The following is a 15,641-nucleotide window of genomic DNA, read 5'->3' on the forward strand; positions in this document are numbered from 1 at the left end:
CCTCCTTTTTAAGATGTGAATTTTAGCGGTGAAAAGTACCGGTATGACGAGAAAGGATATCCACGATGGTGGCATGAACCTGCGGGGTACCTGCCACCATGCCGCGCGACTGCGCAGTCCACGAATTGCCTTCCGGATCGGTGACAACGCCTCCAGCGGCCTGAATTTGCAGTGCTCCCGCGGCGTTATCCCATGGGTGCGGAGAGAAGTTAATCGCGCCATCGAACACACCCTGCGCGACGAAGGCATTATCAAGCCCCACAGAACCGGTCATTCGCGGGCGCAATCCGGTCTCGCGCAGCTCGTGGAAAATTTCAGTGGGCAGGTGCGAAGAGCACCCCACGTGGCCGCGTGCTTCATCAAATCCCATCGCATCGTCCCCTCCGCCGAAGCCAGTGGTTGGCCCGCCTACCGAGCGCAGTGGGGCGCCATCGCAGGTGACCAGACGGCGTTCCAAAAGCGGGAAGTCAGATACCGCGGCAACGGGCGCACCCTCATGAATGAGTGCCACCAAGATGCCGGCCATGGGGTTTCCGGCAGAGTAGTTTGCGGTGCCATCGATCGGATCTACCACCCACACGGTATCGAGCACGCTGCCGCCTGATTCTTCTCCATAGACCGGGATGCCGGTCATCTGGGTCAAGATATCGCGCAGCTGTTGCTCGATGACGAGATCTACCTCGGTGGCAAAATCTCCCTGTCCCTTAAATCGGGCGGGCGCAGCTCCGAGGCCGGAGCGAAAAATGGGTTCTACTTGGTCTACGGCCGCCTCCGCGAAGGCCACCAACTCGCGGGGTTCCATCATGACTTAGTTGTCCTCAGGGTCGAAAGGGTCAATGGTTTCTTCTGCCGGCAGCGGCTCTACCTCGGCCACCGCAGCGAGTGCTTCGTCGAGGGTGAAATTCCCCTCGTACAGGGCCTTGCCAATAATGGCGGAATCGATACCCTCATTTACATAAAGCGCGAGCTCGCGCAGGTCTTCCACGCTAGAAATGCCACCGGAGGCGGTGATTTTTGCCTCCGTCGCCATCGCTACCTCGCGCAGGAGCTCAATATTAGGTCCGGTGAGCGTGCCATCTTTAGATACGTCTGTCACCACAAAGCGCTGGCATCCGGCGGCATCGAGGCGCTCGAGTACCTCCCACAGGTCGCCGCCATCGGAGACCCAACCATTGCCGGCGGTGCGCCACTCGCCGCCATCTTCGCGCACGGCAAGGTCCACGAGGACCTTATCTCCGTAGCGCGCGAGGATGTCCTCGATCCATTCCGGCCGCTCAAGAGCAGCCGTGCCGATACTAATGCGCTGCGCACCGGTAGCCAGCGCGCGCTCCACCGCGGCATCGTCCCGAATGCCGCCGCTAAGCTCCACATTTACCCCTAGATCTCGAGTAATCATCGCCATTTCCTCGTGGTTGGAGCCCCGGCCGAAAGCCGCATCCAAATCCACAAAATGCAACCAGTGCGCACCCTGGGACTGCCACTTTTGTGCGGCATCGCGCGGGGAACCATACGAGGTCTCGGTGCCTGCTTCGCCTTTATCCAAGCGCACGGCTTGGCCTTGAGATACATCGACTGCTGGCAAAAGCGTAAAAGTCATATTCTTCATCCTACCTAGAGCGTGCGCATCCAGTTTTCCAAAAGCTGAGCACCGGCGTCCCCGGATTTTTCAGGGTGGAATTGAGTCGCCCACAGGGCACCGTTTTCTACCGCCGCGACGAACCTATCGCCCGCGTGCTCCGCCCAGCTCACCTGCGGCGGACGGGTAATTTCCGTTTCCAATTCCCAACGGCGAACGCCGTAGGAATGTACGAAGTAGAAACGTTCGTCTTCCGGTAGTCCGGCAAACATATCGCTGCCGACGGGTACTTCCACGGTATTCCACCCCATGTGCGGCAGCACCGTAGAGTGCAACTTTTCCACGGTGCCGGGCCACTCGCCGCAACCGATGGAGTTGATGTTGTGTTCCACTCCGGCGTCGAAAAGCACCTGCATGCCTACGCAAATGCCCAACACCGGCCGCTCTCCGGCCAAGCGCTGGCCGATGACCCGAGGGCCCTGCACCGCCCGTAGCCCACGTATGCAGGCAGCAAAGGCACCCACCCCAGGGACAAGCAGACCGTCCGCTTCCACCGCTTCCTTGGGGTCCGCGGTAACGGTGACGTCCGCGCCCACCCGCTCCAGCGCGTGCTGAGCTGAGCGCACATTGCCCGCGCCATAATCCAATAATGCGACCGTCTTTGTCATGGGCTATACCTTACGCATGCGACGCAGACGCGTCCGGATATCGTTGGTTTCGCTCACGCGGGTGCGCCCAAGGACAAAATCTGCCGACGTCATCACAACGCCTACGACGAGGATGACCACGCCGGCCCCAAAAGCCCCCGCATAGCCGTAGCCGGCAACCAAGGCACCCAAGAGGGTCGAGCCCAAGCCGGTGCCGCCGTCATAGAAGATATTCCAGATGGCAGAAGCCTCCGAGACCCGCTCGCGCGGCAGGCGATCAAACATGGACAGCAGCGCCTCATTTTGGGCAATACCGAATGCGCCACCGAACAGGAAGGCACCAAGCACGAGCCACCATACGGAACCATCGAGATAAAGAGGAACGGCAATGGCAAGCACGCCCACGATAGCCATTACCTGCCCGGGGATGTAGAGCCGGCCGGGAGTGCCTACGCGGTCTGCCACCATGCCCGCGAGGTAGCGGAAAATCATGGCGGCGCCGCCCACAATGGACAGCATGATGCCGGCCAAGCTGGCGCCGCGCTCTGCATCGAGTTCTTGTACCGCCGGCGGCAGGAAGGATGATACGGCGCCATAGCTCATAGAAAACGTCGTTAGCGCCAGCGCCGGAACAAGCACTAGCTTCCACGTAGGAACGCGGATAAGGTTCGGCTCTTCTTCGGTATCAGAGGCGAGCGTGACCTTGATCTTGGGAATGCGCAGGCACAGACCAAAGCCCACGAACCCAATGACTCCGGCGGTGATATACGTCGAGGCATAACCCAGCTTTTCCGCCATGGTCAATCCCAGTGGCAAAAAGACCATTTGGCCCAGGCCAGTGAAAACACCAATCATGCCGGTGGCCTTGCCCAGCAAGCGTACCGGCGCCAGTTCCGCAATGAGCGCGGACTCAGAAACGGTCAGCGCGCCAAAGCCCACGCCGCGCAGAGCAGAAAAGAGTAGGACAACCCAAGCATCGGTACCCAAGAGGTGGCCAAAGGCAGGTACGCCCAGGGTAAAAGCGGACAGTGCCATCACGCGGCGGTAGCCCCACCGGCGTAGGAGCCACGGGGAGATGATCTGGGTAAGCACGGTGAAGGCCATGAAGATGCCCGTGGATGAGCCCGCCAAGGTAGCTGAGCCGCCGGAGTCAATAACCGCTAGCGGCACCACTGGAAGGAGGATGGACCAAGCACCGAAGGCTGCGGCGATGGCCAACATGGTCGCGGTATAACCCGGAACCTTCCAGATATTAGTTTCTTGGGTATTGCTCATTTACCAAACGCTCCTACCATCCACGAGATTGCTGCCACCACGGTGATTGCGGCCAATAAAGAGGCTACTACTGTCATTGCCTTCGATCCCTGTTGGTAGGCAGACCACGCACCGCCCACCAACATGCCGGCGACGAGGAAGAGGACCAAGATCATAAAATGCATGCGTTCTAGAGTGCTCCCTTCGTCGAAGGAATGCCAGTCTGGCGCGGATCGAATTCCACTGCGCCGCGCAGCGCACGCGCTACGGCTTTAAACTCCGCTTCCGTAATGTGATGCGGATCGCGACCATAGCGCACGTTGAGGTGGAGCGTTACCGCAGCGTGGGTGGCGAGCGTTTCAAAGAAGTGGCGGTTGATCACCGTGGCGTAATGTCCCCCGATGGTCTGCCACTGCAGGTGTTCTGGTTCGCCGTTCATTACAAAATAGGCGCGCCCAGAAAAATCCACCACCGCTTCCACTAAGGCTTCATCCATGGGCAAAAGCTGGGAGCCAAAGCGGCGAATGCCGGCCTTATCCCCCACCGCCTTACGCAGCGCGGTGCCGAGCACGATGGCGGTATCTTCCACAGTGTGGTGGGCATCTACCTCCACATCGCCCTCAGCTTGCACGGTGAGATCAAAGCTGCCATGAGTAGCAAAGGCTGTGAGCATGTGGTCAAAGAAAGGCAGTCCGGTGGAAATATCGCTTTGTCCCGTGCCATCGAGGTCGATGACCACAGAAATCTGCGATTCCGACGTCGCCCGCTGGGCGCGTCCTACGCGGTTGCTCATGCTTCGCTCCTTTCTCCTGCGACCGGGAAATCAGCCACTACTGTATCCGCAAGGTCCTCGGCTACGGCCAAAAAGGCCGAATTTTCTTCTGGCAGCCCCACGGTCATGCGCAGGTGGCCTGCGATGCCAACATCGCGAATAAGCACTTCCTTATCCAAGAACTGTTGCCACACGCGGTGTTGGTCAGCAAAACGGCCGAAGAAGAGGAAATTGGATTCGCTAGGCAGGACGGTATAGCCCAGTTTGCGCAAGCGAGTGGCCACCCGCTTGCGCTCGGCGGCAATCTTTTCCACGGTGGCGAGCGTATCCGCACTATGGCGCAGTGCCACCGTCGCCGCTGCTTGGGATAGCACGGAAAGGTGATACGGCAGCCGCACCAGCATCACGGCTTCCACAAAGGCCGGGTCCGCCACGAAATAACCGAGGCGGCCGCCGGCAAAATCGAAGGCCTTAGACATGGTGCGCGAGACCACCAGCTTCGTGGGGTATTTCTCCAGCAGCGTTACCGCAGATGGCGAGGAAGAAAATTCGCCATAAGCTTCATCGACGATGAGGATGCCCGGGGCGGCGTCGGCAAGCGCGGCAATATCGTCCACGCTGGTCACCCCACCGGTGGGGTTATTCGGCGTAGTCACAAAGATGATATCCGGCTGGTGCTGCGCCACATCTGCGAGCGCCCGGTCCATATCAATGCGGAAATTCTCATCGCGCGGGCACTCCAGAAACTGCGTGTGAGTCCCATCCGCGAGGATAGGGTGCATGGAATAAGACGGGGTGAAACCGAGCACGCTGCGGCCTGGACCGCCGAATGCCTGCAACAGCTGCTGCAAAATCTCATTCGAGCCATTGGCCGCCCACACCTGCGCATAGCCCACGCGCACGCCGGTTTGTTCAGATACGTAGTCCGCCAAGGATTGGCGCAGCTCCACCGCATCGCGCTCCGGATAGCGATTGAGTGTGGTGGCAAGGCGCTGGGTCTCCGCCACCAAGTCATCCACTAGTGCCTGCGAGGGAGGATAAGGATTTTCGTTGGTATTGAGCTGGTAGGCCACGTGGAGTTGCGGCGCCCCATAGGCAGACTTGCCGCGCAGCTCCTCGCGCAGGGGAAGATCATTCAAGTGCGTCATTTAATTCTCCTCGAATCGGGCGCGGATAGCCTCACCGTGGGCAGGCAGCCCCTCGGCCTCCGCAAAAGCGATAACGTGCGGGGCAATTTCTTCCAACGCAGCTCGGTCATACTCAATAAGGTTGACCGGCCGCATAAAGGTATGGGTAGAAAGGCCGGCAGAAAAGCGCGCCGTACCGGAGGTGGGCAATACGTGATTGGAGCCGGCTGCGTAATCTCCGAGCGGCACTGGAGCAAAGTCCCCTACAAAGATGGCACCGGCGTGCTTAATCCGCTCGGCCACCGCGCCGGGCTCTGCGGTGTGGATCTCCAAGTGCTCAGCAGCATAGGCATTGGCCACCGCCACCGCTACATCCAAGGAATCGACCAGCACAATTCCGGATTGCTCGCCGCCTAGGGCTTCGGCCGCTCGCTGCGCATTTGCGGTGGCGCTGTAGCGCGCTTCTACCTCGGCATTCACACGCTGAGCTAGGTTTGGCGAAGCCGTAATGAGCACACTCGCGGCCATCGGATCATGCTCAGCCTGGGAGATAAGGTCATAGGCCACATACACCGGATTCGCAGTGTCATCAGCGATAATGGCGATTTCGGTCGGCCCGGCCTCAGCATCAGTACCCACCACGCCGCGCACCAACCGCTTGGCCGCGGTGACGAAGATATTTCCAGGGCCGGTAATCATGTCCACTGGGGCTAGTCCGGCGTCATCATCTCCGTAGGCCATCAGCGCGACGGCCTGGCCGCCTCCTACCGCCCAGACCTCATCCACGCCCAGCATCTGGCACACGGCCAGCACCGTGGGGTGCGGCAGACCGCCGAATTCTTTTTGTGGCGGCGAGGCTACCACCAAGCTTTCCGCGCCGGCCGCCTGCGCTGGCACGGCATTCATAATCACCGAGGACGGATAGACCGCCTTGCCTCCCGGCACGTATAGTCCGACGCGCTCAATGGGGCGAAAGACCTCGGTCACCGTGGCACCTGGTGCTAGCTCGGTGGTGTGCGCGGCCGGTTTTTGCTCGGCGTGAACCTTGCGGACCCTCTCGATGGAGACCTCAATCGCTTGGCGCACCTGCGGGTCTAGTTCGGAAGCGGCCCTCTCCAACTCCGCTTGGGGCACCCGCAGATGGGCTGGGCGCACGCCATCGAATTGCTCGCCATAGTCCAAGGCGGCCGCAGCGCCTTCTTGGCGTACTCGATGAACCAGCGGCGCCACCTTGTCCACCACGGCGGCGACGTCGGTGCCACCGCGCGGTAAAACTCGCCGCAACTGGGCGGGGCGCAGCTCTTGGCCACGCAGATCGATGGTGCGAAGCATTCCCGGTTCCTCTTCTCCCTATCGGATTTCTGTTATTAAACCAATATCCTAATGGTCAAACGCCAGCGAGGGGGCCGGTTTGGGCTATAGACTCGATGTCAACACAGCTTTAAGGTGGTGGCAGCGATGAGCGAAACTGAACCCTCTCTTCTGCTCTCGCATGCCCGGACCATTGCCCGCGATAATGACGTGTCCTGCTGGGCCCTGCCTACTGGCGAGCTACTCGTTCCACATGCGGCAGGCGGCTCCACCTTCATCTTTGTAGACCAGATGGAAGAACCGGTGCTCCACCTGCACACCAGCCCCCGCGGCGGCGTCGATCTCAGCGAGATCTCCGAGCTCGCGTACTTGGCCAACGAGTGGAATCACGATTGCATCTCCCCGGTCGTCGTGGTTGATTATGACCAGCCTGACTGCGTGAGCGTGTCCGGGCACAGCTATCTGCCGGCCGATACCTCCCCCAGCCGCGAACAGCTTGCAGCGTTCCTCCTACCGGCACTGCGCAACGCGGAGGTCCTCATGGATCTGCTCGCCCAATCCCATCCTGGCCTCGTGCGCGAAGCCTCACCGGAGCTTGCCCCGCTTGCCGACGCCCCCTTGGAGCCCTTCACCCTCGATAGCCTGGCCGGGCTCCTACCGCTTATTGGGATCCAGCGCTTCCAAAGCGACGGCGCCACCGCCATCTACGCCTGGGTCAATGATGTTCTTTTCGCCTTTGCACTGGACAACGGGCCCAGCCTCATTATCAAAGGGCATTGGGACCCCAGTCTGGACGAGGCGGAATTTACCCGGCTATTCCTCATTTGCAATGACTGGAATCGCGCCCACCACGGCGCCGTGGCATTTTGCCACCACACCTCCGAGGGCCTGCAAGTGCGGATGGATGCCGCCACTATTACCGCCGCGGGACTTACCCGTCCGCAACTATTTAGCGCCATCGGCCGTGGGCTCAAGCACATCCTGCACGGCATCGATGACATCGCGCACGAAGTAACCGGCGCCTCCCCCGTCGAATGGCCTTAGACGCGCACATCACCAATCTTCATCGGCACTCACAAACGCCGTGGACCAATAGGCAAACATCGCCATAAAGGGCGCCACCGCCCACGAGATGGCTGGGGAGAAATTCGGCGCAAACTCTACGACTTCCCCTGGGTTTTCTGGTGGATGCGTGGCAGTGACCCCGCCAAATACATAAAACGACGCCGCCCCAGCCAGGGCACACACGCCGACCCACAAGAGCATCGACAAGCCCCGCCCCTGCCGGCGCAAATACGCGCCCAACCCCAAGAACAACCCAAGCAGGCCAGTAATGAGGGCAAAGGTAATAAAGGCGATGAACTGAACGCTTCCCATCGCATCGATGGCATAACCGCCGTCATCTACCTCATGGCCGGTGAGCGTCGGCCGGAAAATCCCCCACAGCGCACCGGCCACGCCGTAAACGAGGAGCGCACACGCGAGTAACCCCGCACCGAAGCCTAGGGTGCGGGGTAACCGACGCTTTAACAAAGACAACTTAGTTACAGAAGGTCCAGTTGCCATTCTCGCGACGGAAGCGGACCGTAGAGGTCTCAGTGCCCTCAGAGTTGGACACGCTCACGGTTGCAGAAGCATCGTCGCCATTGACCACAACGTCGTTGACGGACTGCAGCTTGGTCGACTGCGGGATGGACTCCAACTGGCTAGCGAACTTCTCCACTTCGCTGTTGCCGCCGCCCTGCTGGCGCATAGTGTTGGCGTACTCGGCAAAGGACTGGTTCGGCAGGCTATCGACGTACTGCTGGTACTGGCCGAACTCCTGGGACTGCTCATCGCGCACCGCCTGGCAGGCGTGCTGCGGCATGTAGTTGAAGTATTCCTTCACATTGTCGATCTCATGCTGACCACGGACCAGCTGCTCGATGGCCTGCTTATCGGCATCATTAGCATTCTGGCCGCCCTCAATCGGCTTGATGTCCTTCGCTCCCGCGAAAGGATCCTCACCATTGTTCAGCGGGTTAGCCAGCTGATCGGGACCCTCGCCAGCACCGTCCTCGCCCTCCTGGCCTTCTGCACCCGCAGCGGCGTCCTTGTTTTCGCCGTCCTTATTCCGATCCTTTTCTTTTTCCTTGTCCTTATCCTCGGACTTATCGGCATCTTTGTCCTCGGATTTATCTGCAGACTTATCCTCAGAAGACTTGGATGCCGTGGTGGCGGCCGCCTTCTTGGAGTCGTCATTGTCATCCGAACCACACGCAGCTAGCGCCAGCGGGGTGACCAGCGCAACTGCGATGAGGGACTTCTTTGCAGGGGTCAAAAAGGACAAGGGAAAGCTCCTGAATCAATCTTGCGAATGTGAAGCCACCCCAAGGGCGGCCTCTTATTTGTCTTCGCAATACTAACAACCCGACGATGGAAATGACATTGAGACTCCGTTAAAAGAACCTGTGAACTACCGTCTCCCGGCCAAGTCCGTACAATTGCCAAGGTGCACATAAACCGCGAGAGTATTATCGACGCCGCTCTTTCCCTGCTTGATGCCTACGGGCTTGGCGACGTCACCATGCGCCGCGTTGCTTCCTCCCTCGGCGTCGCCCCCGGCGCGCTCTACTGGCACATTGCCAATAAACAAGCGCTCATTGCAGCCCTAGCGGAGGAAATTATCTCCCCCGTTTCTGGGGAGTCGCTCGAGGATATCAGCCTCAATCTTCGTGATTTACTGCTCGCCCGCCGCGACGGCGCCGAGGTAGTCATTGCCGGCCTCTCCCTCCCGCAGGCCCCTGCCTGGGACCACCTCATGACGGCCTTCACCGCTGCTGCCACGCGCAGCACCCTCGCTACCACCAGCGCCCACCGCGCCGCCGCGCTCTCCGCCATTCACCTCGTGCTCGGCGCCACCTTAATGGAACAATCCCAACGCCAGCTTGCAGAAACCACCGGTGAGTCTCCGGCCACAGATTATCGCGCAGACCTCCTACGCGGCGTGCGCATTATTAACGCTGGACTTACGCACGGCGCCGGCACCTAAAAAGCGGTTATGCTCGTGGGCATGAACACTCCCGCCATGGACGCAGTCCCCACGCCCACCGAGCGCTACGGCCGCCAAATCTGGCCCGGCAAACCCACCCCACTGGGATCCACCTTTGACGGATCCGGCACCAACTTTGCTCTGTTTTCCGAGGTAGCAGACAAGGTCGAGCTCTGCCTCATCGACAAAGAAGGCAACGAGGAGCGCATCGAAATGTCGGAGGTCACCGCCCATGTGTGGCATATTTACCTCCCCAACGTCACCCCTGGCCAGCGCTACGGCTACCGCGTCTATGGCCCCTATGAACCAGAAAACGGCCTGCGCTGCGACCCTTCCAAGCTCCTTGTAGACCCCTATGCCCGGGCGTTCGACGGCGAATTCGACGGCGATGCCTCCCTCTACTCCTATGACATCCACGCCGAAGAACCCGGCACCGGCCGCAACGAAGAAGACTCGCTAGGCCACACCATGTTGTCTGTGGTGATTAACCCCTTCTTTGACTGGCGCAGCGACCACCGCCCCCATATTCCCGATAATCAAAAGGTCATCTATGAAACCCATGTCAAGGGCATGACCATGACCCATCCGGACGTACCGGAAGAGCTGCGCGGCACGTACGCCGGCATGGCCCACCCTGCCGTCATTAACTACTTTAAAGAGCTTGGCGTTACCACCGTCGAGCTCATGCCCGTCCACCAATTCCTGCAGGACGATCGCCTGCGCAACTTGGGCCTGCGCAACTACTGGGGCTATAACACCTTCGGCTTTTTCGCCCCACACCATGACTATGCCTTTGCCAAGAAGCCGGGCGAGGTGGTTTCCGAGTTCAAGACCATGGTGCGCGCCTTCCACGAGGCCGGAATCGAGGTCATCCTCGATGTGGTTTATAACCACACCGCCGAGGGCAATCACATGGGTCCGACCATTGCTTTCCGCGGCATCGACAATGGCGCGTACTATCGCCTCGTCGAGGGCGATGAAGCCCATTACATGGACTACACCGGCACGGGCAATTCCCTCAATGTCCGCCACCCACACTCGCTGCAGCTCATTATGGATTCGCTGCGCTACTGGGTCACGGAGATGCGCGTCGATGGTTTCCGCTTCGACCTGGCGGCAACGTTGGCGCGGGAGCTTGACGACGTCGACAAGCTCGCCACCTTCTTCGACCTAGTCCAGCAAGACCCCATTGTCAGCCAGGTTAAGCTCATTGCCGAGCCTTGGGACATCGGCCACGATGGTTACCAGGTGGGCAACTTCCCGCCCATTTGGAGCGAATGGAACGGCAAGTACCGCGATACCGTGCGCGACTTCTGGCGCGGCGAGCCCGCTACCCTAGGTGAATTCGCCTCCCGTCTGACCGGCTCTTCAGATCTTTATGCCGATAATGACCGCCGCCCCACCGCCTCCATCAATTTCATCACCGCCCACGACGGCTTTACTTTGCGCGATCTTGTTTCCTATAACGACAAGCACAACGAGGCCAATGGCGAAGATAACCGCGATGGCGAATCCTTCAACCGCTCCTGGAACTGCGGTGAAGAAGGCCCCACCGATAATGATGAAATCCGCAAGCTACGCCGTCGCCAAGTGCGCAACTTCCTGACCACTCTCCTGCTTTCCCAGGGCACTCCTATGCTCTCGCATGGCGATGAATTCGGCCGTACGCAGGACGGCAATAATAACGTCTACTGCCAAGACAACGAGCTGTCGTGGATGGACTGGTCCATGCTGGAGGAAGAAAAATCCGCCGCGATGCTGGGCTTTACCAAGCGCGTGCTGTCCATTCGCAACCACCACCCCGTCTTCCGCCGCAAGCGCTTCCTCGCCGGCGGCCCGCTCGGCGCGGATGTCCAGGAACGCGATATCGCCTGGCTGGTTCCTTCGGGCCGCCTGATGACCCAGGACGACTGGGACCACGACTTCGGCCGCGCCCTCATGGTCTACCTCAATGGCAATGCGATTACGGAAACCACCGCCCGCGGCGAGCGCATCACCGATGATTCCTTCATCATGATCTTCAACTCTCACGACGGCGAAATCGAGTTCACCCTGCCCACCAAGGATCTCGGCGCTACGTGGCGGCTGATGGTCGATACCGCCGATTCCGGTGGCTACCCCGCGGAGGAAACCCTCATTGAGGCAGAGGGTACGATCACGGTGCAGCCGCGTTCAACGCTGATTCTGCGTCAGATTGAACCGCCCATCTTCGATTCCTAAAGAAAGGCCCCTCGTGTCATTTCCCGCGCACGGCGCACTCATCGATGTCACAGCGGATAAACTCGTGCTTCACCGCACCCTGCTGGCCACCAGCCTCGGTGCCCCCACCACGCAGGATATCCCGCTTGAGTCCATCGACACCGTGCGTGTGAGTGAACCGACCCCCACCGGCTTCGGCGCCCTCGACTTGGGCGCCGCCGGCACTATAGCCTTCGCCCCGCACCAAGACCCGCAGGCCGTCGCCTGCGCCATTTCCGCCGCACAGCGCGGCGAAGCACCCTCCTCCGCCGCCACCATCCCCGGCCTTGATTTCACCGCCGTGGACGTGGAAACGGCCAACGATAACTGGGGCTCTATCTGCCAAATCGGCGCGGTGCGCTTCCGCGATGGTCAGGAGACCGCCTCCCGGTCCTGGCTGTGCACCCCTCCACCAGGCCTCGAGCACTTCGCGGACATCAACGTCTCCATCCACGGCATTAACGCGGACAATGTGCAAGGAGCGCCGGCATTTGCCGATGCCGCCAAGGAGCTCTTCGATTTCCTCGGCGGCGACGTGCTTGTCGCGCACAACGCCCAGTTCGATTCCACCGCCCTGCGCTCCGGCCTGCTTTCCGCCGGCGCCGAGGTGCCCACCGTGCCGCTGGCCTGCTCCCTCGCGCTGTCCCGCGATGCTTCCAAGGCCAAGGTTATTTCGGTGCGCAACCACAAGCTGCCCACCGTCGCCGCCCACCTGTCCGCGCCGGACTTCAGCCACCACGACGCCACCGAAGATGCCCGCGCGGCCGGCGAAATCATCGCCCGCTTGGCCGAGCGCTTCGGGCACACCGGCAGCATCCGCGACCTATTCACCGCACGCGAATTCACCTTGGGACGTCTCGATGCCGAGGCTATCCTGCCAGTTCTGCGTGCCCACACCGCCCCCACCTCCGGCGCGGATCTCGGCGCTGGGACCGACTTCCGCGACCAAACCCGTGCGGCCGGCTCCGCACAGAAGAAGTCTCGCCGGCCCGCCCCGTGGCAATCCGTAGCCACCCCGGACACGATCCCAGAGCCGAACCCCGACGCCGACCCGGAAGGCGCACTCTACGGACAGCACGTCACCCTCACCGGCGATTTCGAACCCTATGACAAGGGCGTGCTGTGGCAGGGCATCGCCGAGCGCGGCGGCCAAGTGGCAAAGAACGTCACCAAAAAGTCCACCCTGCTCATCGTGGGCGAATGGGCCAAGAAAACCTCCAAGGAAAAGCGCGCGGAGGAACTGCAGGCCAAGGGCCAAGAAATCGCCATCTGGCCGGCCGATAAGCTCTTTGCCGAGCTGCAACTCGACGCCGAGCCGCCCTTCTAGGCCCAACCGGGGAACCAAACGGCGGTTTCTCCAGTCCAATAAAGGCGACCGCACCCTACCGCCACACTGGAGAACCCGCCGTGACCGTCGCCCTGCGCCCGCCTCGTCCCACCACCGCAAACCTGCTGCCTGCGCTCTTTGCCCGTTCCTGGCTGAAAGAACAGCGGCTTTCTGACGACGGCTTCTGCGACTCCCTCGCCACCATCCAGCTCTCCCCCAGCCTGTCCATGGCGCTGGTCTTTCCTGGCAAGCAGACCTTTCGCCGGCTCAGCCACCGCGGCCTCGCAGACATGGATATCTCCGCGCGCCGAGCATGGAACCATGCTTCCCATAACCTGCAGCGCGCCGCCCTCGATTCGCAAGGGCTGCGCTTTTGGACCCGCCCCGCCGCCTGCGAACTCCCTTCCGCCGCCCGTTTCGGCGGCCTACAGGTCCGCTCCCACGGCGCGCCGATTTCTTCCTGGATTGCCCACCCGGAGACCTTTACCGTGCTGGACAAGCACATGCGTCGCCTGCTGCGTTCCCATTCGCTGACCTACCTAGTGCCGGACTCCGCCACGCTCTTTGCCTTTGCCCACCTGCCGGACACCTATGCCCGTCAGCTGGCCGCCGATGCCGTCGCGCGCGTGCCCCGCCATCGCACCGTGCTCCACCCACGCCCGCTAGTATGGTCTAACGGATTCCCGCGGGAGTTATGAAAGGAGCACTATGCCGGAAAGTAGGATGTCGCGACTGAGCAACCAGTACCATGACTGGACGCGCAGCCACCCCACCGCCGCGGTGGACTTCCGGACCGCCATCGAGGACCTCCTCAATGACGCCGGCATCATCTTCGACCGCGTCTCTACCCGCGTCAAAACCTGGCCCTCGCTGAAGGCGAAGGCCAAAAAGCGCCGCGAGAACGGCGATTTCGTCTATCCCCAGCCCTGGCAAGAGATCCACGATGTGATGGGCGTGCGCGTGACGGTGTATCACTCCACCGCCATCCCCCAAGCGCTCAACGTCTTTGGGGAGTCTTTCCACGTGGAGCGCTCCGTAGACAAGGCGGCCGAAACTCGCATTTCGGGAGGTTTCGGCTATGGTTCCCACCACTTGGTGCTCACCGTGACCGAGGATAGCGCCGTCGCGATGGAAGAACTGGCGAACTATGTCGGCTGGACCTTTGAGGTGCAGATTCGCACCGTCCTGCAGCACGCGTGGGCGGAGTTTGAGCACGATATCCGCTATAAGCAGGGACCGAACCCACCCTCGCCGGAGGTGGACCGCCTCTTTACCTTGGCCGCGGGGCTCATCGAGCTCGCCGACCAGCAATTCGATGAGATAGCCGCCCTCAAGGCCCCCGATACAGAAACCGACAAGGACGTCGAGCTTACCGCCGAGACCCTCCCGGGCGTACTCGCCATCATTTTGGGCAACCGCTTCCCGCTCTCGCGTTCGGAGCACTACCGATTCCTGGCGGAGCTACTGGAGCAAAACGGCGTGCGCCACTTAGGCCAGCTTGAGCAGCTGCTGGATGATACCGCCATTGCCCACGTCCACGACGCCATGCGCTACCGTTTCCGCCCCGGCCAGGTGCGGCTTATCGACGACCTCCTGCTCAACAAGTTTGGCAAGCAACACATCGAGGCCACCGCCGAATCCGGCGACCGCCCGGGCCGCAAGCGGCGGCTTACTGCGCGCCTGAAAGCGCTACGCGCCGCCCACTAGCCGCGCAGGATTTTCGGCAACTTACCGGAAACCGCCGCGGAATTTCTCCATATCACGGCGTTCCTTCTTCGTCGGCCGACCGGCACCGCGCGGGCGCACGGGAACCGACGGCAGAAACTCCTTGGGCGGCGGCGGTGGCGCGTGGTCCGTATAGCAGGTACGCGCGACGGGCGCGCCCACGCGCTTGGCGACGGTCGCTAAAACCTCGAGGTCATGCTCGTGGTGGTTGCGCCATACGCGCACGCGGTCGCCCGGCACCACCTGTTGGGAAGGCTTGACGGCCTCGCCATTGATCTTCACGTGCCCAGCGCGCACGGCGGTCGCGGCCGCGGACCGGGTTTTAAACATACGAACGGCCCACACCCAGGCATCAATCCTGACGGGGCGGCCGCTAGGTTGCGGTGCCGGCATTTAGTACTGGTTGTGGTTCTCGTTGACGATTTTCTGGATCTTCAGCCAGTTATAGCCGCCACCTGCGACGGCAACGATGGCACCAAGTAGCATCCAAGCCCAGAAGTTAGCCGAAAGCACGCCGAGCACTACGCCCACACCGATGCCGCCGGCCACGCATACGACGGCGTTGCGGGAGTGCTTGCGCACCTGCTGCTTGCGCTGCGCAATGGGGTTATTCGGTCGTTGCTGCATACTCAT

18 protein-coding genes are annotated in these 15,641 nt (G+C 61.1%); 6 read left to right on the forward strand and 12 right to left on the reverse strand.

The features are described 5' to 3' along the window. Positions 1-22 precede the first annotated feature (22 nt). Genes RAE04_RS01180 through hisD form a run of 8 tightly spaced genes read right to left on the reverse strand, consistent with a single transcriptional unit; the run spans position 23 to position 6,708 of the window. Positions 23-805 (reverse strand): inositol monophosphatase, encoded by a 783-nt coding sequence (locus RAE04_RS01180; RefSeq protein WP_317026137.1) that lies wholly within the window; start codon positions 803-805, stop codon positions 23-25. Positions 806-808: 3 nt separating this feature from the next. Further along, complete coding sequence (gene priA, locus RAE04_RS01185) at positions 809-1,597, reverse strand: bifunctional 1-(5-phosphoribosyl)-5-((5-phosphoribosylamino)methylideneamino)imidazole-4-carboxamide isomerase/phosphoribosylanthranilate isomerase PriA (protein ID WP_317026138.1); 789 nt, start codon at positions 1,595-1,597, stop codon at positions 809-811. A 14-nt stretch (positions 1,598-1,611) separates the two neighbouring features. Beyond that, entirely contained in the window at positions 1,612-2,244 is a 633-nt protein-coding gene (gene hisH, locus RAE04_RS01190; protein ID WP_317026139.1) for an imidazole glycerol phosphate synthase subunit HisH, read from the reverse strand. A 3-nt stretch (positions 2,245-2,247) separates the two neighbouring features. Next, the gene (locus RAE04_RS01195) at positions 2,248-3,498 is read right to left on the reverse strand and encodes an MFS transporter (protein ID WP_317026140.1); all 1,251 of its coding nucleotides are present in this window, start codon (positions 3,496-3,498) and stop codon (positions 2,248-2,250) included. Next, a complete protein-coding gene (locus RAE04_RS01200) occupies positions 3,495-3,662 on the reverse strand; it encodes a hypothetical protein (protein WP_005324605.1) in 168 nt (55 codons plus the stop codon). The genes RAE04_RS01195 and RAE04_RS01200 overlap by 4 nt, the downstream gene beginning before the upstream one ends. A gap of 5 nt (positions 3,663-3,667) precedes the next feature. Next, positions 3,668-4,270 (reverse strand): imidazoleglycerol-phosphate dehydratase HisB, encoded by a 603-nt coding sequence (gene hisB / locus RAE04_RS01205; RefSeq protein ID WP_317026141.1) that lies wholly within the window; start codon positions 4,268-4,270, stop codon positions 3,668-3,670. After that, the gene (locus RAE04_RS01210; protein WP_317026142.1) at positions 4,267-5,397 is read right to left on the reverse strand and encodes a histidinol-phosphate transaminase; all 1,131 of its coding nucleotides are present in this window, start codon (positions 5,395-5,397) and stop codon (positions 4,267-4,269) included. Before RAE04_RS01210 ends, hisB begins: the two co-directional genes overlap by 4 nt. Beyond that, a complete protein-coding gene (hisD, locus tag RAE04_RS01215; protein WP_317026143.1) occupies positions 5,398-6,708 on the reverse strand; it encodes a histidinol dehydrogenase in 1,311 nt (436 codons plus the stop codon). A gap of 126 nt (positions 6,709-6,834) precedes the next feature. Between hisD and RAE04_RS01220 the strand changes: the two genes are divergently transcribed. Continuing rightward, entirely contained in the window at positions 6,835-7,731 is an 897-nt protein-coding gene (locus tag RAE04_RS01220) for a YbjN domain-containing protein (protein ID WP_317026144.1), read from the forward strand. Between the two features lie 9 nt (positions 7,732-7,740). Here the strand turns inward: RAE04_RS01220 and RAE04_RS01225 are convergent, their stop codons facing one another. Beyond that, positions 7,741-8,226, reverse strand: a complete 486-nt coding sequence (locus RAE04_RS01225) for a hypothetical protein (RefSeq protein WP_284791567.1) — start codon at positions 8,224-8,226, stop codon at positions 7,741-7,743. Between the two features lies 1 nt (position 8,227). Continuing rightward, positions 8,228-9,016, reverse strand: a complete 789-nt coding sequence (locus RAE04_RS01230; protein ID WP_317026145.1) for a hypothetical protein — start codon at positions 9,014-9,016, stop codon at positions 8,228-8,230. A 162-nt stretch (positions 9,017-9,178) separates the two neighbouring features. Here RAE04_RS01230 and RAE04_RS01235 point away from each other — a divergent pair, with 162 nt between their 5' ends. The 5 genes from RAE04_RS01235 (at position 9,179) to RAE04_RS01255 (ending at position 14,990) form a co-directional block, all read left to right on the forward strand. Further along, entirely contained in the window at positions 9,179-9,718 is a 540-nt protein-coding gene (locus RAE04_RS01235; RefSeq protein WP_317026146.1) for a TetR family transcriptional regulator, read from the forward strand. Between the two features lie 21 nt (positions 9,719-9,739). Continuing rightward, positions 9,740-11,938 carry a glycogen debranching protein GlgX gene (gene glgX, locus RAE04_RS01240; protein WP_284836303.1) on the forward strand — a complete coding sequence of 733 codons (2,199 nt, stop codon included), beginning with the start codon at positions 9,740-9,742 and terminating at the stop codon, positions 11,936-11,938. Positions 11,939-11,951: 13 nt separating this feature from the next. Next, on the forward strand, positions 11,952-13,283 hold the full coding sequence (locus RAE04_RS01245; protein ID WP_317026147.1) for an exonuclease domain-containing protein: 1,332 nt from the start codon (positions 11,952-11,954) through the stop codon (positions 13,281-13,283). Between the two features lie 80 nt (positions 13,284-13,363). Further along, on the forward strand, positions 13,364-13,981 hold the full coding sequence (locus RAE04_RS01250) for a hypothetical protein (protein WP_005328828.1): 618 nt from the start codon (positions 13,364-13,366) through the stop codon (positions 13,979-13,981). Positions 13,982-13,991: 10 nt separating this feature from the next. Next, positions 13,992-14,990: a GTP pyrophosphokinase family protein gene (locus tag RAE04_RS01255; RefSeq protein ID WP_269953133.1), complete on the forward strand. Its 999-nt coding sequence runs from the start codon at positions 13,992-13,994 to the stop codon at positions 14,988-14,990. Positions 14,991-15,011: 21 nt separating this feature from the next. Here the strand turns inward: RAE04_RS01255 and RAE04_RS01260 are convergent, their stop codons facing one another. Then, positions 15,012-15,401 carry an RNA-binding S4 domain-containing protein gene (locus tag RAE04_RS01260; protein ID WP_005324575.1) on the reverse strand — a complete coding sequence of 130 codons (390 nt, stop codon included), beginning with the start codon at positions 15,399-15,401 and terminating at the stop codon, positions 15,012-15,014. Further along, positions 15,402-15,641: a hypothetical protein gene (locus tag RAE04_RS01265; protein ID WP_225746746.1), complete on the reverse strand. Its 240-nt coding sequence runs from the start codon at positions 15,639-15,641 to the stop codon at positions 15,402-15,404.

The organism is Corynebacterium sp. CTNIH16, from assembly GCF_032821655.1.
GTDB lineage: Bacteria > Actinomycetota > Actinomycetes > Mycobacteriales > Mycobacteriaceae > Corynebacterium > Corynebacterium marquesiae.